We start from the raw sequence: 17,603 nt of genomic DNA on the forward strand, positions 1-17,603 counted from the left end.
GGGGTGAGAAGTGACCACTCGCGCACTGACTCGCGCACTGACTCGGGTGCGATGGCATCCGGTGCGATGGCATCCGGTGTGTGGATTCGTGTTCTCGTGTCTCGTGTCTCGTGTCTCGTGTCTCGTGTTCTCGCGCGAGTGGTCATTTCTTGCCCTAAGGGTGGGCGGGGTGGGGTGAGAAGTGACCACTCGCGCACTGACTCGGGTGCACTGACTCGGGTGCGGTGGCATCGGGTGTGTGTTCTCGTGTCTCGTGTTCTCGCGCGAGTGGTCATTTCTTGCCCTAAGGGTGGGCGGGGTGGGGTGAGAAGTGACCACTCGCGATGTGTGGGGCGGATGTTCGGGGCTCCATAGGATGAGGAAAGGTAACGACACAGAGACGAGGGGAGCACGCGCATGACGGCTGCGCTGATCGGCCGCGACGGCCAGAGCTACCCCATCGAGCAGCCGCGCTGGCGCGGCGACGACGGCTCGCCGCTCATGGTGACCGCGCTGCCCGGCATCGGCCGGACCGACATTGACACGACCGTGCGCTCGCACTGGCGCTACGCCGCGGCACTGCCTCTTCCGCTGGTTCCCCTGTCGCTGGGCGAGGGCTGCACCCCGCTGCTCGCGGCGGAGCTGCCCGGCCTCCCGCCGGGCGCCGAGCTGCTCGTGAAGCCCGAATGGTTCAACCCGAGCGGCAGCTTCAAGGACCGCGGCGCATCCGTCATGGTGGCTCTGCTCGCGCAGCAGGGTGTCACCGAGCTGCTCGAGGACAGCAGCGGCAACGGCGGGGCCGCGATCGCCGCCTACGCGGCTGCGGCGGGCATCCGGGCGAAGATTCTGGCGCCGGAGTCGAAGTCTGCGGCGAAGACGCTGCAGTCGCGAATGCATGGGGCCGAGCTCGAACTCGTCCCGGGGCCGCGCCAGGCGACGGCTGACGAGGCCGTGCGGCAGTCGGCCGGGCGGTTCTATGCGAGCCACAACTGGCATCCGTTCTTTCTGCAGGGCACCAAACTGCTCGCCTACGAGATCTGGGAGGACCTCGGATTCGTCGCGCCGGACGCCGTTCTGCTGCCGGCCGGCGCGGGCAGCCTCGTGCTCGGCTGCTCGATCGGCTTCGGCGAGCTGCTGCGGGCGGGGGCCATCGAGCGGATGCCGCGGCTGCTGGTCGCGCAGCCCGAGAACTGTGGCCCCCTGGTGCGGGCCTTCGATGCCGGCGCCGCCGAGGTGCAGCCGGGTTCGTGGCATCCGACGCTCGCCGAGGGTACGTCGATTGCGCGGCCCGTGCGCGACAGGGAGGTTCTGGATGCGGTGCGCACCTCGGGCGGGGACATGGTCGCGGTCGCGGAGCGCGACATCGCCCCGGCGGTGCGGATGCTGGCTGCGTGCGGCCTGTACGCCGAGCCGACGAGCGCACTCGTGGCGGCCGCGCTGCCGGAGTTCGCGCGGCGCGGTGCGATCGTGGCGGGGCAGCGCGTGGTGGCGGTGCTGAGCGGCTCGGGGTTGAAGGCGGCCGAGTCGATGCGCGCCATTCTCGAGGGCTGAATAACTCGCTGGTTGAGGAGCGACGAAGGAGCGTCTCGAAACCTCCCCCGCGCAACTTCTCCTGAAAAAGGCACGACGGATGCCAAATCGTTGCTTGCATTTAATTTGTTCGTAAGCTTTACTAACAAACATGACGATGGAGTTCATGACGGGCCGGGCGTTGCGCCCCACCACGAAAGTGCTGCCTGAGCACGCCCGCAGTCACAACCGCTCCCTCGTACTCCAGACCCTCTACCGGGCGGGCGAACGCAGTCGCGCCGACGTCGCCCGCGAGACGGGCCTCACCCGCGTCACCGTCTCCGACCTCGTCGCCGAGCTCATGGCCGAGGGCCTCATCATCGAGCTCGGGCAGCGCGAGGGCAGCCGGCCCGGCAAGCCCGCCACCCTGCTCGATCTCAACCGCGGCGCGTACCAGATCGTCGGCCTCGACCTCAGCGCCTTCGAGATCTTCCGGGGCGCCCTCCTCGATCTCGACGGCGGCGTGATCGCGCGCGCCGAGGTGCCGCTCGCGGGCAGCACCGGTGCCGACGCCACCGCCAAGGTCGTGGCGCTCGCCGAAGGTCTCATAGCGCAGGCGACCGCCCCCATCCTCGGCGTCGGGGTCGGCTCGCCCGGCGTCGTCGATCTCGCCGGCGTCGTGCTCGCCGCGCCCAACCTCGGGTGGCGTGACGAACCGCTGCAGGCGACTCTCGCATCCCGTCTCGCACTGCCCGTGCTTGTCGCCAACGACGCCAACGCGGCCGTTCTTGCCGAGCACAGCTTCGGCGGCGCCGACAGCGACATGATGCTCGTGAAGGTCGGTCACGGTGTCGGCGCAGGCCTGCTCCTCGGCGGTTCGCTGCTGCGCGGCAGCCGCTTCGCCGCCGGCGAGCTCGGCCATGTCGTCGTCGGCACCCACGGCGGGGCCGACTGCGTGTGCGGCAAGAAGGGATGCCTCGAGACCTGGTTGGCGACGCCCCGGCTCGACGCGGCCATCTCGGCGGCCCGGGCATCCGGCAACTCCACAGACCCCATTCTTCGGGAGGCGGGGCGGCACCTCGGTATCGCCCTCGCTCCCGTCGTCGGAGCGCTCGACCTCGCCGAGGTCGTGCTCAGCGGTCCGGCAGAGCTTCTCGACGGCCCCCTCATGGAGGCCACAATCGAGACGTTCGCAGCGCGCACCATGGCCGAGTTCCACAGTGGGCTGATCGTGCGCATGACCACCCTCGGCGAGGACATCGTTGTGCGCGGCGCTGCCGCAATGGTCCTCTCGGGGCAGCTCGGGGTTTCCTGACCCGGGCACAGGATGCGGTCACCCGGTCGCACCCACGGCACCAAGAAACGAAGGAAAAGACATGAAGAAGACGCTTGGAGTGGTTGCCGCAGCAGCCACCGCGGCTCTCATTCTGGCCGGATGCTCCACCACGGCACCGGCAGAGGATGCGGGCGGCAAGGACGTGACCCTGTGGCTGATGGGCGGTGACACCCCGGACACGCTGCGCGACTTCCTTAAGACAGAGTACGCAGACGCGACCGGGGGCACCCTTACCATCGAGGAGCAGGCGTGGGGCGATGCGATCGCAAAGCTCACCACGGCGCTCCCCGACGCCGAGAATACCCCCGACGTCGTGGAGATCGGAAACACGTGGTCGCCCACGTTCACCAATGCGGGTGCATTCAGCGACCTCAGCGACATGTATGAGGAGCTCGGCGGCGACAGCCTGCTGCCGTCGTTCGTGGAGGCGGGTGTTGTCGACGGCGCCAACTATGCGCTGCCGTACTACTTCGGTTCGCGCTACGTGTTCTACCGCAAGGACATCTGGGCTGCGGCGGGCAAGACCGTTCCGACGTCGCTCGAGGAGTTCAACGCGACGGTCGCCGAGTTGGAGAGCGACGACCAGTCGGGCTTCTACATCGGCGGCGAGGACTGGCGTAATGGCGTCTCCTGGGTCTTCGCGAACGGCGGCGACCTTGCTATGAAGGATGGCGGCGAGTGGGCGTCATCGCTCTCCGATGCGAAGACGGTGAAGGGGCTCGAGCAGTTCCAGGCGCTGTTCCAGGATGCCTCGAATGCGCCGGTCACCGAGGCGGACAGCACGCCGTGGGTGAACATCAACGACAACGAGTCGACGGGAGCCCCCGAGTCGGCCACGATCATCGCACCCGGCTGGGCGCACTGGTCGATCGGTGACCTCGCCCCCGACCCCGAGGACGACACGAAGACGGTCGCCACCTGGAATGACGACGTGTTCGGCGTGTTCGCGCTCCCCGGCGCTGGCGGAGGAATCGCCCCCGTGTTCGCCGGCGGCTCCAACATCGCCATCTCGGCGGCCAGTAAGAATCAGGATGCGTCGAAGGAGCTCCTGAAGATCATCTTCAGCGAGAAGTACCAGAACATGTTGGGCGAGAACGGTCTCGGGCCGGCCAACCTCGACTACACGGGCTCGCTCGGTGACGACCAGTTCGCGAAGGCGCTCGCGGAGTCGGCCGCAGGGTCGAAGCTGACGCCTGCCGCACCCGGCTGGGCTGCGGTCGAGGGCTCGGGTCTGCTGGAGGAGTTCTTCGGCAAGGTCGCTGGAGGCGGAGACGTGAAGGCTCTCGCCGCGGAGTACGACGAGAAGATCACGCCGCTGCTGAACGACTAGCGGCCCCGTGCCCCTCAACCGGCGGGCCCACCCCGCCGGTTGAGGGATCGTGCCCCAGCGCGATCGTCTCGAGACCCACCCAAGGGTCGCTCGCGGGCGAGGTTTCGAGACGGCCTCGTTCCTCGGCCTCCTCAACCCGCAGAACCGCACCCACGATCAACACAACTGACACAGAGAGGAGGGCCGCCGTGAAGCGGACTTTCACCCCGCAGGTGCTTCTGCTTCCGGCGATCCTCATCCTGCTGCTGGGCATGGGCTACCCGCTCGTGTGGCAGGTGGTCACCTCGTTGCAGAAGTTCGGCATCCAGCAGCAGTTCGGCAAGCCGGCGTCGTTCGTCGGCGTTGACAACTATGTGACGCTGTTCGCGGATGCCGAGCTGTGGGGCGTCGTCGCGCGTTCGCTGCTGTTCTGTGTGGTGACGGCGACGGTGACGCTTGTCATCGGCATGCTGTTGGCGCTGCTGATGACGGTGGTCACGAAGACGGCCCGGCTCATCCTGCAGGTGGCGTTGCTGTTGGCGTGGGCGATGCCGGTGGTGGCGGCGATGACGGTGTGGATCTGGTTGTTCGATCGCCGTCGCGGCGTGGTCAACTATCTGCTCGATCTGGTGCCTGGCGTCGACATGAACCGGTTCAACTGGTTGGAGACGCCGACGACGTTCTTCATCGTGGCCGGCATCATTGTGCTCTGGATGTCGGTGCCGTTCGTCGCGTTCTCCGCCTATGCCGGGCTCACGCAGGTCTCCGATGAGGTGTTGGAGGCGGCGCAGATCGATGGCGCGACCCCGTGGCAGCGCCTGCGTGAGATCATCCTGCCCATGATCCGCCCGGTGATCATGATCGTGTTCCTGTTGCAGCTGATCTGGGATCTGAGGGTGTTCACGCAGATCACGATGCTGCAGGATGCGGGCTCGAAGTCGGGGGCTTTCGATCTGTTGGGCACGTACATCTACAAGCTGGGTACGCGCGCGCAGGACTTCGGGATGGCATCCGCCGTCTCCATTCTGGTGCTGGCGATCACGATCGCACTGAGCTGGTTCTATGTGCGCAGCCTGTTGAGGGAGGAGGAGGCATGAGGCGCTCGACTGTAGTCAGGACGCTGTGGAGCGCGCTTGCCGTGGTCATCGCCCTCGGCTGGGTGTTCCCGGTCTACTGGATGGTGAACTCCTCGCTGCTGCCGACGTCGCGGCTGGAGTCGTTCATCCCCACGTTCATCCCGTTCGGCGGTTCGCTCGACAATTTCACGGCGGCGCTCGCTGACGGCGACTTCTATTCCGCTCTGGGCATGAGCGTGGCGATCACGCTCATCACCGTGTTCTTCTGTCTCGTGTTCGCGTTCTTCGCGGCGGTGGCGATCAGCCGGTTCCGCTTCCGGGGGCGCAAGTCGTTCATCGTCGCGGTGTTGCTGGTGCAGATGCTGCCGGCGGAGGGCCTGTTCATCGCGCAGTACAAGATGATGTCGAGTGTCGGCCTGCTCAATTCGGTGGGCGGGGTCAGCATCATCTACATCGCGGCCGTCGTGCCGTTCACGATCTGGATGCTGCGCGGTTTCGTCACCGGCATCCCGGTCGATCTGGAGGAGGCGGCGATGGTCGACGGCCTGAGTCGCACGCAGGCGTTCCTTCGCATAACCTTCCCGCTGCTCGCGCCGGGCCTCATAGCCAGCGGCGTATATGCGTTCCTGCAGGCCTGGAACGAGTTCACGGTGGCGCTCGTTCTGCTGCCGGCTGAGGCCTCCCAGACCCTGCCGCTGTGGTTGCGCGGCTTCGTGCAGGCGAGCGCGACGCGCGCGACCGACTGGGGTCAGGTGATGGCCGCATCCACTCTTGTCGCGGTCCCCGTGATCATCTTCTTCCTCATCGTGCAGGGCCGACTCACCTCGGGTCTCGTCAGTGGGGCGGTGAAGGGATGACCGCGAACCCTCTGGCCGTGCTCATGCCCGGTTTCGTCGGGCTGGAGCTGCCTGACTGGCTGGCCGCACGGCTGCGTGCGGGCCTCGGCGGAGTGTGCGTCTTCGGCGAGAACATCGCTGCGCCCGCGCAGCTGCGTGCCCTCTGCGATTCGATCTTCGAGGCGAATCCGGATGCTCTCATTGCGATCGATGAGGAGGGCGGAGACGTCACGCGGCTCTTCTATTCGCAAGGGTCCCCGTTCCCCGGCAACGCCATCTTGGGCCGCATCGATGACGAGGCTTTCACGGCGCAGGTCGCGGTGTCGGTCGGCGAGCAGCTGCGCACGGTCGGCTGCAACCTCGATTTCGCTCCGGATGCCGACACCAATTCGAATCCGCGCAATCCGGTGATCGGCGTGCGCAGTTTCGGGGCGGAGCCGCAGCTCGTGGCCCGGCACACGGTCGCCTGGACGCGCGGTCTGCAGGCCGCGGGCGTCGCCGCCAGCGTGAAGCATTTTCCGGGTCACGGCGACACGGCGCAGGACTCGCATCTGGCGCTGCCGGTCGTCGACCGCTCGCTGCAGCAGCTGCGCGAGCGGGAACTGGTGCCGTTCATTGCCGCGATCGGCGCGGGCACGAAGACGATCATGACCTCGCACATCCTGCTGCCGCAGCTCGACCCCGACAACCCTGCGACCCTGTCGCGGCGCATCCTGCAGGGTCTGCTGCGTGAGGAGCTCGGCTTCGGCGGCGTCATCGTCTCGGACGCGCTCGACATGGCGGGCGCGAGTGGCGACATCGGCATCCCGGCGGCGGCCGTGCGGGCGATCGCGGCCGGCTGCGATCTGCTCTGCATCGGAACCCGCAACACGGATGCGCAGATCGCCGAGATCGAGCGGGCCTTCACCACAGCCATTGCCGACGGTGCGCTCGAGGCCACGCGCCTGGCGGATGCGGCGGAGCGCACGACAGCGCTCGGCCACGAGCTGGCGGAGGCGCGCGAAACGAGCGAGGCGCGCGCCCCGCAGGAACAGACCCCGGCCGCCCCCGACTTTCCGCTCGCACGAACCGCGGCCGTCTTCGATGTGCGCCCCGGCGTCACGCCGCAGAAGCGCCGCACGGTGATCGTCACCGAGTCCACCGCGAACGCCGCCGTCGGCCAGGTGCCGTGGGGGCCCGCCGGGGGGCTGCGCATACGGGAGGGGCAGCCGCTGCCCCAGATCGACGGCCAGCCGGTGCTCGTCGGCCGCGACAACCACCTGCACCCGTGGGTGCTGGAGCTTGCGGATGCGCTGCGGCAGCAGCATCCGTCGACGATCGTCGTCGACATGGGCTGGCCCGCCGACGACAGGAAGTATGCGGATGTCGCCACCTTCGGCGCATCCGGGCATGTGGGCCGCGCGCTCGACGCGTGGCTGGAGGGAACACTGTGACAGGGAGCACTGCGGCGGTGCCGGCGGATGCCCGCCTCGGCGTCGACATCGGCGGCACCAAGACCGAGGCGGTTCTGCTCGATGGCGGCGGCACCATCGTGCGGCAGATTCGCATCCCGACCGGTTTCGGCCCCGACGGCGTCGTCGCATCCACACTGGACGCGATCTCGCGACTGGAAGCACCCGGCGTGCCCATCGGCATCGGCACCCCCGGCACGGTCGACCCCGTCGCGGGCACCGTCTCGCATGCCCTCAACCTGGGCGTCGAACGTCTCGAACTGGGGCAGAGAGTCGCGGATGCCGTGGGTTACGGCGTGCGCGTCGAGAACGATGTGAATGCGGCAGCGCTGGGGGCGTTCCACCTGCTCGGGCGCCCCGGCACCGACTCGATCGGCTACCTGAATCTGGGCACCGGACTGGCGGCCGGCCTCGTGCTCGACGGCCGGCTGTGGCGGGGATCGCGCGGCGCGGCGGGCGAGATCGGACATATTCTGGTCGACCCGAAGGGGCCGCTCGACCTCGACGGGCAGCCGGGCGGGCTGGAGGTCATGGCCTCCGGCTCGGGCATCGCCCGGCAGTGGGGGACGGGCGAACCGAATGCGGTCAGCGCCGTTCTCGATGCGGCCGATGCGGGCGACCGGCGGGCTGTGGACATCCGGCGTCGCCTGTTCGACGGCATCGCGTCGGCCGTGCGCATCCTGGTGCTCACCGTGGATGTCGACGCGGTCGTCGTGGGTGGCGGCATCAGCCGCCTGGGCGAGCGCATCGTCGACGGGGTCGGCGAGGTGTTCGACGGTTGGGCGGCGTCGTCACCGTTCATCGCCTCACTGGAACTGCGTGAGCGGATGATGCTGCTGCCGGGCGACGCGCCCGTCGCCGCACTCGGGGCCGCCTGGATCGGCGAGCCGGCCGCCCGTGACTTGCCCCGAAGTGCTGTTCCCCGGGATGATGAAGAGCATTTCGGCGCAACTCAGCGCCCTGACGCGGAGGCGGGGGTCAATGGCTGAGGTCATCATCGTGGAGAGCGCGGAGGCGGCGGGGGAGATCGCGGCCGACGCCATCGAGGCTCTCGTGGGCGGGAGGCCGGATGCCGTGCTCGGCCTCGCCACCGGCTCCACGCCGCTCACGACGTACCGTGCGCTCGCCACGAGGGGGCATGACCTTTCGCGGGTGAGGGGCTTCGCGCTCGACGAGTATGTGGGCCTCGAGCCGGGGCATCCGCAGTCGTATTATTCGGTCATCCAGCGCGAGGCGGTCGTGCCGCTCGGGTTGAACCCGCAGCTGGTGCGCGTTCCGGGCGACGACGGCACGGATGCGGGGGCCGGCGAGCGCTACGAGCGCGCCATCGAAGAGGCCGGCGGCGTCGACCTCCAGCTGCTCGGCATCGGCGCGACCGGCCACATCGCCTTCAACGAGCCGGGCTCCTCGCTCGCCTCGTCGACACGTGTGAAGACGCTCATGCATCAGACCCGCATCGACAATGCCCGCTTCTTCGACACTCTGGAGGAGGTGCCGCGGCACTGCATCACGCAGGGGCTCGGCACGATCCTGCGCGCACGGCACCTCGTTCTGCTCGCTTTCGGCGAGAACAAGGCGGTTGCGGTGGCGGCAGCTCTGGAGGGTCCGGTGAGTGCGTCGACGCCCGGCTCGGTGGTGCAGCTGCACCCGCGGGTGACGGTTCTCGTGGACGAGGCTGCCGCATCGGGTCTGCGCTTCGCCGACTACTACCGCGAGGCCTGGGACAACAAGCTGTAGCGCAGCGGCCTCCGCCGGAGATGATCGAATCGCTTCACGATCGGTCTCATGCAATGCCGCTGCGTGCCATGGTTGCGTAGCCCGCTGGTCGAGGTGGTGCGGTCTACCGCGCCAGTCTCGAGACCAGGCCCGCGGGTAGCTTGCTGGTCGAAGTGGTGCGGTCTGCCGCGCCAGTCTCGAGACCAGGCCCCCGAGCAACCAGGGGCGACCGGCTACCGCAGCCGCGCCCCGCCTGCCCACACCTGTTCGACCTGCCAGCCGTTTTCGAAGACGACGGCGTCGGCCGCGTAGCCGGGCGCGAGCCTCCCGTACCGCTCGTCGATCCCGAGTGCCCGCGCGGGCGTAGCTGTGACGGCGGCAACCGCGTCGGAGGGCGCGATGCCGACGGTCTCGATGGCGCAGCGCAGTGCTTCGTCCTGGGTGAGGGTGGAGCCGGCGATGGTGTTGGTGCCGCTGAGCAGGGCGCGCCCGTCGCGCACTGACACGTTGAGTGAGCCGAGCCGGTAGTCGCCGTCGCTTGAGCCTGCCGCAGCCATCGCATCCGTGACGAGTGCGATTCTGCCGGGGGCGGAGATGAAGGCGAGTTGGGCGACATCCGGATGCACGTGGATGCCGTCGAGGATCAGTTCGATGGTGACGCGCGGGTCGCCGAATGCGGCGATGATCGGGCCGGGCGCGCGGTGGCGGATGCCGGGCATCGCGTTGAAGGCGTGCGTCAGCAGGGTGGCGCCGCGGTCGAAGGCTTCGCGGGCGGTGATGTAGTCGGCTTCGGTGTGGCCGAGGGCGACGACGACGCCCGCGCCGACGAGGCGTTCTATGGCGTCGAGTGCACCGTCCCGTTCGGGCGCGATGGTGATCTGCCGGAGTGTTCCGCGGGCGGCTTCGAGGAGCCCTTCGAGTTCCAGCTGGTCGGTTTCGCGGAGGTGTTCTGGGTTGTGTGCGCCGCGTCTGGCCGCGCTCAGGTATGGCCCTTCGAGGTGGGAGCCGAGGATGAGCGGGTCGCGTTCCGTGAGTGCGGCGACGGTCCCGAGGCTGTCGCGGAGCATGGCGATGGGGTTGGAGACGAGGCTGATGAGGGTGCGGGTGGTGCCGTGCATGCGGTGCGTGTGCAGCGCCCGCTCGATCTCGTCGGGCCCGTCGTCGAAGGTGTTGCCGCCGCCTCCGTGGCAGTGCAGTTCGATGAAGCCGGGGGTGAGGGTGGTGCCGGCGAGGTCGATGGAGGTGTCTGCGTCGGGGGTTTCGCCGCTGCCGGTCTGTGTGATCGTGTCGCCGTCGACGAGCATCCAGAAGTCGTCGACTTCGCCGTCGACGTCGACCTTGTGGGCACTGTGGAACACCGTCGTCATGGTGCAACCCTAGCGACGCATGCTCGTGTTCCTGGGGTGCCGCCCCGGGCATCCGCCCTGTCGGTGCTACTTGAAGATGATGGTGCGCTGCCCGTCGAGCAGCACCCGGTTCTCGGCGAACCACTTGACGGCCTGCGTGAGGGTGCGGCTCTCTTCGTCCTGCCCGATGGCGACGAGCTCGGCGGGGCTGCGCGAGTGGTCGACGCGCACCACGTTCTGTTCGATGATGGGCCCCTCGTCGAGGTCGCTGGTGACGAAGTGGGCGGTCGCGCCGATGAGTTTCACGCCGCGCGCGTGCGCCTGCCGGTACGGGTTGGCGCCCTTGAAGCCGGGCAGGAAGGAGTGGTGGATGTTGATGATGCGCCCCGCGAGTCGCTCGCACAGTTCGGGGGAGAGGATCTGCATGTAGCGGGCGAGTACGACCAGTTCGATGTCGTGCTGCTCGACGGCATCCATCACGCGGTCTTCGAAGGCGAGCTTCTGGCCGGCGGATGTCACGGCGTGCGTTTCGAACGGCACGCCGTAGAACTCGGCCAGGCCGGCGAGGTCGTTGTGGTTGCTGAGCACGAGCGGCATGTGCACGGGCAGCTGGCCGGCGCGCTCGCGGAAGAGCAGGTCGTTGAGGCAGTGCGCCGCCTTGGAGACGAGTACGAGCGTGCGCAGCGGGCGCCCGACGATGTCGAGGTGCCAGGCCATGTCGTAGCGGGCGACGACGGGGGCGAGGGAGGCTTCGAACTGTTCGCGACTCGCGGCCGATTCGACCTGCAGTCTCATGAAGAAGTGTTCGGTGTCGAGGCTCGAGAACTGCTGCGATTCGGTGATGTTTCCGCCGGCTTCGACGATCGCCCCGCTGATGGCGTGCACGATGCCGGGGCGGTCGTTGCAGACGATCGTGAGCACCCAGTGGGTGCTGTCGGGGGCGGATGCGGAGAGCGTGTTCACGAGAACACCCTACTTGTGGCGCGGGGCGGCACCGCGCATGACGCCGCCCCGCATGGTTGGCTACGCGGCCGACCAGCCGCCGTCGGAGGCGACGGTGACGCCGTTGACGTTGACGGAATCGTCGCTGAGCAGCCAGGTGATGGATGCGGCGAGGGCGTCGGCTTCGGCCGCATCCGGCATGATCGCCATGCCTGTGCGCACGCGTTCTTCGCCGAGCGGTGAACCGAAGTTGGCTTCGATGTTCGTGATGGTGGGCCCGGGCGCGACGGCGTTGACGCGGATGCCGCTCGGGCCGTACATGTAGGCGCTGCTCTTGGTGAGGCCGACGACGGCATGCTTGGACGCCGTGTAGGCGGCGCCTGCGGCGGAGCCGCGCAGGGCTGCCTCGGATGCGACGTTGACGATGGAGCCGGTGGCGGAGGGCAGCATCTTGGGCAGGACGGCGCGCATGAGCTTCATGGTTCCGGTGACGTTGATGCGGAACACACGATCCCAGACGGCGTCGCTGACGTCGCCGACGGGGGTCATGTCGTCCATGATTCCGGCGACATTGGCGAGAGCGTCGATGCGGTCGCCTGCTGCCGCGATGATGGCGGCGACGGAGGCGTCGTCGCTGATGTCACCCGAGACGGTGACGATGTTCGAGCCGGCGAGCTCGTCCGCGAACTCGGCGAGGCGTTCCGCTGAGATGTCGACGGCGATGACGTGGCCGCCTTCGCGGGCGACGCGGGATGCTGTGGCGCGGCCGATCCCGGAGCCTGCGCCCGTGACGATGACGGTCTTGCCGGTGAAGCGCCCGGCGTCGATGCGCTCGACCCATTCGGGGCGTTCAACGGCGGGGCGTTCGGCGGCGGGCGCCTCTTCAGTCGTGCTGCTTGCGGTGGCTGGCTGCTCGGCGGGCACGTCACCGGCTTCGACGCGCGCGACGAGTCCGTCGATCATCTCCTGTGTGAAGCTGCCTCGGCTGAGCTTGACGAGGCGTTTGATGGCGAGTTTGCGCACGGGGCGGAAGACGTCGGCCGACTGGCCGTTCTGGGCGAGCATGTCGCGGAGGATGGCGCCGCCGGTGGGGTGGTCGAGCCACTGTGCGATGGAGGAGTCTCCGGAGAGTGTGGTGTCTGCCATGGGTTCCCTGCTTTCGTGGGTGGGGATGTCAACTAACCGGACAACTCTGTCCGCTATTAGGCTACACCCGTGGCCGCACAAGCGAAAGAGAACCGAGGACCCGCCGCTGGTCCCGAGAATCGCCGCGCCCTCATCGCCGCCGCCCGCGAGGTCTACGCCGTCTCGGGCTACTCCACGCCCTTCAGCGCCGTCGCCAAGAAGGCGGGTGTCGGGCAGGGCAGCCTCTACCGCCACTTCCCGGATCGCACCGCGCTCGCCGTCGCCGTCTTCGATGAGAACATCCGCGTCATCGAGGCTCACGCCGAATCGCCTGACGGAACCCTCGACGGCCTCTTCGACCTCATCATCGAGCAGGTTCTCGTGTCGTCGGCCTTCATTGACATGATCGTCGCCGACCGCGACGACGAGCGTGTCGTCCAGCTCGCAGCCCGCATCCGTGGGGCAGCGGATGCTCTGGTTGCCCGAGAGCGCGCGGCCGGTCACATAAACACGTCGGTCGATGCTGACGATGTCGTCATCGCCATCTCGATGCTCGCGAGCACGCTCACGCACGGTGACGCCGAGCTGCGGGCTGGCATGGTGCGGAGGGCGAAGGCACTGCTGTGGCCAGCGTTCGCCTCAGCGCCGATTGAACACCGCGCCGACTGAACCCAGCGCCCGATTGAACCCAGCGCCCGACTGGACGCTTCGACAGGTCAGCCTCGCAGCGCCCGCCGCGAGATCGCCCAGGTGCCGAATGTGGCGAGCAGGAGCAGGGCGGTGAGCCCGGCCCAGCCGAGCACCCCGTTGCTGACGGCGGCCGTGATGATGAGCGGCGAGAGCATCGCCGACACCGGCCAGCTCAGTCCGTACACGCCCTGGTAGGCGCCCGCCCTGCGCTGGTCTGCGAGCTCGAAGCTGAGGCCCCACTGCCCGCTCGTTCCGAGCACTTCGGCGAGGCTGTGCGCGAGGGTCGCGATGAGGAGGAACACGATGGCAAACCAGAAGCTGACGTAGCCGGATGCCGCGTAGATGCCGCACGCGCCCGCCATGAGGAGCCCGGCGACGGCGACGATGTTGCCCGCGTGGCGAACGTCGTTAGTGCCTCGGCTTGCCCTGATCTGAAACGCGATCACCATTATCGTGTTCACGATCAGCAGCAGCGAGACCATGCTGATGGGGGCATCCGTGTGGTGAAGGATCCAGAGCGGCATGCCGATCTCGGCCAGCCCGAACTGCAGCCCGAAGAGGGTGCCGAAGGCGGTGAGCGCGAGGTAGCGGGGGTCGCGGTAGGGCGAGCGGCCGGGGGCGATCGCAGTCGTCGTGCCGGTGTCGCTCGTCACCGTTGTGGGCTGCGCTGAGGCGTTGACCCGCTCGGGCAGGCGCAGCAGCGGCAGCACACTGCCCAGGATGACGACACCCGCGATGACCATCGTCGCGCGGAAGGCGAACGGGGTGTTGAAGAGCAGGGCGACCCCGGCCGCTGCGCTGCCGATAGCGATGCCCACATTGGTGACGGTGTGCAGAACGGCGCGGGCGTTGACCCGCACCTCGCCCTCGAAGGCGCGGGCGATGATCGCCGAACGCACGGCGCTCGCGGCAGACGAGGTCACCGAGTAGAGGCACGCGAGCAGCAGCGCGGTCGAGAAGTTCTCGGCGAAGACGTAGCTCGTGAGTGCGATCGCCGAGAGGATCTGGAACACCACGACCAGAATGCGCGAGCTGTAGCGGTCGGAGAGGTGACCTGCGACGACGGATGCTGCGGCACCGAACGCGCTCGACACCGTCAGCACGATGGCCACCTCGAACGCCCCGAGCCCGACGATGAGGGTGAAGTAGAGAACCGTGAGTGTGAGGAACACGCCTCGGCCCAGTGTGAGCACGAAGCCCGCCGTGATGAGGATGCGCAGGACAGGGTCGGCGACCCCCGCGCGGAGGCGCTGCAGGCGGGTGGGGTTTGCATCTGGTGCTGCTGAACTCACTTGTCGATAGTAGGGGTCGCCCAAGACATGCCTGTTCGGCGGGTGGCACTGTAAACTGCTCAGGTCGTCCGCGCTCTGCGACGGCCCGTTGGCGGCGTCGCGCCACAGCCCCTCGATCGGATCCGTCGCGTGTCTGCGCCAGAAACTGTCTCCCCTCCCAAGTTCCCCTACCTCGCCATGGTCACCGTCGCTGTCGCGACCTTCATGAGCGTCACCATCGAGATGCTGCCCACCGGGCTGCTGCCCGACATGAGTGAAGAGCTCGGTGTGAGCGAGTCGCTCATCGGCCTCACGGTGAGTGTCTTCGCGTTCACGGTCGTGCTCACGAGCGCCGTGCTCTCGCACCTCACCCGTCGCTTCAGCCGGCACACGCTCGTCGTGACGGTGCTGCTCATCCTCGCCATCAGTGCCGTGCTCACCGCTGTCGCGCCCAACTACGAGCTGCTCGTCGTGTCCCGCATCATGGGCGGCCTCGCGCACGGCCTGTTCTGGGCGGTCGTCGGCGCCTACCCGGCCTACCTCGTGCCACCGCAGCAGATCGCGAAGGCCGTGGCGATCGCCCTCGGCGGTGGAACCCTCGCCTTCGTCTTCGGTGTGCCCATCGGTGTCGCCCTCGGCCATGCCCTCGGCTGGCGTCTCGCCTTCGGTGTCGTCGCCGCGGTGACCGTGCTCGGCGCGCTCATCGTCTACCGGTTCCTGCCCAAGGTCGATCACGCTGCCCCGCATCCGCCCACCGAGCCTGTCGCCGTCGTCGGCTTCGGAACGGGCGCCGTGCCCACCGTGGTGACCGCGAGCAAGGCTCCCCGGCGGGAGCAGTCGGCGCTCGCCGTCGTGCTCGTCTGCTGCATCACGGCCATCACGATGGTCGGGCAGTACACCTTCTACACCTACGTCGCGCCGTTCCTCGAACGCGGCATGGGTCTCGACCGTGACCTCATCAGCCCCGCCCTGTTCGTCTATGGGGCCATGGGTGTCGTCGCCGTTCTCATCGTCACCCTGTGGTTGGGTGCGCGCCCGCGTCTCGGGCTCAACCTCGCCCTCGCCGGGCTGCTCGTCGCGCTCATCGTCCTGGCCGTCTGGCCGCAGGTGTTCTGGCTCGCCGCGGCAGCCTTCATCCTGTGGGGGCTTGCGATCGGGATGCTGCCCACCTTCCTGCAGACGCGCGTGCTGCATGCGGCGCCCGCGCGCATCCGTGACCTGTCGAGCGCCTTCTACACGACCGCGTTCAACATCGGCATCGGTGGCGGTGCGCTCGTCGGCGCGATCGCGCTCGACATGTGGGGCCTCGGCTCGCTCGCCCCGATCGCGGTCGGCTGCATCGTGCTCTCGATCGTGGCGGTCATCGTCTCCGATGTGGTTCTGCGAGGCATCCGCCCGCGTCGCGTGATCGAGCACTGACGCCCTTTCCTGCTGCTTCGGTAGGAGCCGCTGGCGGTCGGCGGATGCGCGCAGCTAGAATCGCAGGGTCGCAACTGGCGTTGAGGTGGGCAACCACCGGGGAGCGACTGACATCGACGCGGCCGTACGCCTGGGCCGCCCGAGACCCCGCGGCAGCCGTCGCGGTACCTTGGACATGTCAGCCGTAAGGAGCCAGCAATGAACGACAAACTTCCCTCCTCATTCACCGACCCGCTGTCGAGTGTCGACCCCGAGATCGCGCGCGTTCTCGAGCAGGAACTCGGCCGCCAGCGTTCGACCCTCGAGATGATCGCCAGCGAGAACTTCGTCTCGCGCGCGGTGCTCGAGGCGCAGGGTTCGGTGCTCACCAACAAGTACGCGGAGGGCTACCCCGGCCGTCGCTACTACGGCGGATGCGAATACGTCGACGTGGCGGAGGATCTCGCCCGCGACCGCGCCAAGGCACTGTTCGGCGCCGGCTACGCGAACGTGCAGCCGCACTCGGGCGCACAGGCGAACGCGGCCGTGCTGATGGCGCTCGCCAACGCGGGCGACCGCATCCTGGGCCTCGAACTCGCCCACGGCGGGCACCTCACCCACGGCATGAAGCTGAACTTCTCGGGCAAGCTGTACGACGCGAACTCGTACGGTGTGAACCCGGAGACGAACCTCGTCGACATGGACATCGTGCGCGAGCAGGCGCTCGCCGTGCGCCCGGCCGTCATCATCGCCGGCTGGTCGGCGTACCCGCGCCAGCTCGACTTCGCCGCGTTCCGTGCGATCGCCGACGAGGTGGGCGCGAAGCTGTGGGTCGACATGGCGCATTTCGCCGGTCTCGTCGCGACGGGCCTGCATCCGTCGCCGGTTCCGTTCGCGGATGTCGTGAGCAGCACCGCCCACAAGACCCTCGCCGGGCCGCGCTCCGGTTTCATCCTCAGCAACGACCTCGAGATCGCCAAGAAGATCAATTCGGCGGTGTTCCCCGGGCAGCAGGGCGGGCCGCTCATGCACGTGATCGCGGCGAAGGCGACCGCGTTCAAGCTCGCCGCGGAGGACGAGTTCAAGGACCGCCAGGAGCGCACCGTGCGCGGCGCGAAGATCCTCGCCGAGCGCCTCATGGCGGCCGACGCGAAGGCCGCCGGAATCGACCTGCTCACGGGCGGCACCGATGTGCACCTCGTGCTGGTCGACCTGCGCAACTCGGCCATCCACGGCAAGGATGCTGAAGACATCCTGCACTCCGTCGGCATCACCGTGAACCGCAACTCGGTGCCGAACGACCCGCGCCCGCCGCTCACCCCCTCGGGTGTGCGCATCGGAACGCCGGCGCTCGCGACCCGCGGCTTCGGCGACGAGGAGTTCACGCAGGTGGCGGATGTCATCGCGCAGGCGCTCATGCCGAACCCCGACATCGAGGCGCTGCGGGCCCGCGTGGAGATGCTCGCCGACGGCTTCCCGCTCTACCCGGGCCTCACGAGCCCGGGCAGCTGGGCGTAGGCACCCGCCACCATCCGCGAGAGGTCAATTTTGATCCCAAGATTTCGTGGTTGGGATCTAAATTGACCACTCGCGACAGCTAGTCCGCGAGCCCCGACCCG

At 68.2% G+C, this 17,603-nt stretch carries 15 protein-coding genes and 1 riboswitch; of the genes, 11 read left to right on the forward strand and 4 right to left on the reverse strand.

Annotation, left to right across the window (positions count from 1 at the left end):
- The first annotated feature begins 396 nt into the window (after positions 1-396).
- The 8 genes from FB562_RS00170 to FB562_RS00205 all read left to right on the forward strand — a co-directional run bounded on the left by FB562_RS00170 (position 397) and on the right by FB562_RS00205 (position 9,233).
- Positions 397-1,530, forward strand: a complete 1,134-nt coding sequence (locus FB562_RS00170; RefSeq protein ID WP_141879294.1) for a threonine synthase — start codon at positions 397-399, stop codon at positions 1,528-1,530.
- Positions 1,531-1,666: 136 nt separating this feature from the next.
- Entirely contained in the window at positions 1,667-2,803 is a 1,137-nt protein-coding gene (locus FB562_RS00175; protein ID WP_141881001.1) for an ROK family transcriptional regulator, read from the forward strand.
- Between the two features lie 61 nt (positions 2,804-2,864).
- The gene (locus FB562_RS00180; protein WP_141879295.1) at positions 2,865-4,154 is read left to right on the forward strand and encodes an extracellular solute-binding protein; all 1,290 of its coding nucleotides are present in this window, start codon (positions 2,865-2,867) and stop codon (positions 4,152-4,154) included.
- Between the two features lie 188 nt (positions 4,155-4,342).
- Complete coding sequence (locus FB562_RS00185; protein WP_246081277.1) at positions 4,343-5,230, forward strand: carbohydrate ABC transporter permease; 888 nt, start codon at positions 4,343-4,345, stop codon at positions 5,228-5,230.
- Positions 5,227-6,066: a carbohydrate ABC transporter permease gene (locus FB562_RS00190; protein ID WP_141879296.1), complete on the forward strand. Its 840-nt coding sequence runs from the start codon at positions 5,227-5,229 to the stop codon at positions 6,064-6,066. Before FB562_RS00185 ends, FB562_RS00190 begins: the two co-directional genes overlap by 4 nt.
- Positions 6,063-7,478, forward strand: a complete 1,416-nt coding sequence (locus tag FB562_RS00195) for a glycoside hydrolase family 3 protein (protein ID WP_141879297.1) — start codon at positions 6,063-6,065, stop codon at positions 7,476-7,478. Before FB562_RS00190 ends, FB562_RS00195 begins: the two co-directional genes overlap by 4 nt.
- Positions 7,475-8,485 (forward strand): ROK family protein, encoded by a 1,011-nt coding sequence (locus tag FB562_RS00200; RefSeq protein WP_246081278.1) that lies wholly within the window; start codon positions 7,475-7,477, stop codon positions 8,483-8,485. The genes FB562_RS00195 and FB562_RS00200 overlap by 4 nt, the downstream gene beginning before the upstream one ends.
- Entirely contained in the window at positions 8,478-9,233 is a 756-nt protein-coding gene (locus tag FB562_RS00205; protein WP_141879298.1) for a glucosamine-6-phosphate deaminase, read from the forward strand. The genes FB562_RS00200 and FB562_RS00205 overlap by 8 nt, the downstream gene beginning before the upstream one ends.
- Before the next feature lie 212 nt (positions 9,234-9,445).
- Here the strand turns inward: FB562_RS00205 and nagA are convergent, their stop codons facing one another.
- The 3 genes from nagA to FB562_RS00220 form a co-directional block, all read right to left on the reverse strand.
- A complete protein-coding gene (gene nagA / locus FB562_RS00210; protein ID WP_141879299.1) occupies positions 9,446-10,579 on the reverse strand; it encodes an N-acetylglucosamine-6-phosphate deacetylase in 1,134 nt (377 codons plus the stop codon).
- A gap of 66 nt (positions 10,580-10,645) precedes the next feature.
- Complete coding sequence (purU, locus tag FB562_RS00215; protein ID WP_141879300.1) at positions 10,646-11,521, reverse strand: formyltetrahydrofolate deformylase; 876 nt, start codon at positions 11,519-11,521, stop codon at positions 10,646-10,648.
- A gap of 60 nt (positions 11,522-11,581) precedes the next feature.
- Positions 11,582-12,646 (reverse strand): SDR family NAD(P)-dependent oxidoreductase, encoded by a 1,065-nt coding sequence (locus tag FB562_RS00220; protein ID WP_141879301.1) that lies wholly within the window; start codon positions 12,644-12,646, stop codon positions 11,582-11,584.
- Between the two features lie 69 nt (positions 12,647-12,715).
- Between FB562_RS00220 and FB562_RS00225 the strand changes: the two genes are divergently transcribed.
- Complete coding sequence (locus tag FB562_RS00225; protein WP_141879302.1) at positions 12,716-13,294, forward strand: TetR/AcrR family transcriptional regulator; 579 nt, start codon at positions 12,716-12,718, stop codon at positions 13,292-13,294.
- Positions 13,295-13,341: 47 nt separating this feature from the next.
- On the opposite strand, the gene FB562_RS00230 is transcribed toward FB562_RS00225, so the two are convergent.
- A complete protein-coding gene (locus FB562_RS00230; protein ID WP_141879303.1) occupies positions 13,342-14,607 on the reverse strand; it encodes an MFS transporter in 1,266 nt (421 codons plus the stop codon).
- A 129-nt stretch (positions 14,608-14,736) separates the two neighbouring features.
- On the opposite strand from FB562_RS00230, the gene FB562_RS00235 reads away from it, so the two are divergent.
- The gene (locus FB562_RS00235) at positions 14,737-16,005 is read left to right on the forward strand and encodes an MFS transporter (RefSeq protein ID WP_246081279.1); all 1,269 of its coding nucleotides are present in this window, start codon (positions 14,737-14,739) and stop codon (positions 16,003-16,005) included.
- Between the two features lie 60 nt (positions 16,006-16,065).
- Positions 16,066-16,148: riboswitch (ZMP/ZTP riboswitch) on the forward strand.
- A 55-nt stretch (positions 16,149-16,203) separates the two neighbouring features.
- On the forward strand, positions 16,204-17,502 hold the full coding sequence (gene glyA, locus FB562_RS00240) for a serine hydroxymethyltransferase (RefSeq protein ID WP_141879304.1): 1,299 nt from the start codon (positions 16,204-16,206) through the stop codon (positions 17,500-17,502).
- The last annotated feature ends 101 nt before the right edge of the window (positions 17,503-17,603 follow it).

Origin of the sequence: Homoserinimonas aerilata, assembly GCF_006716125.1 — a bacterium.
Classification (GTDB): Bacteria; Actinomycetota; Actinomycetes; order Actinomycetales; family Microbacteriaceae; genus Homoserinimonas; species Homoserinimonas aerilata.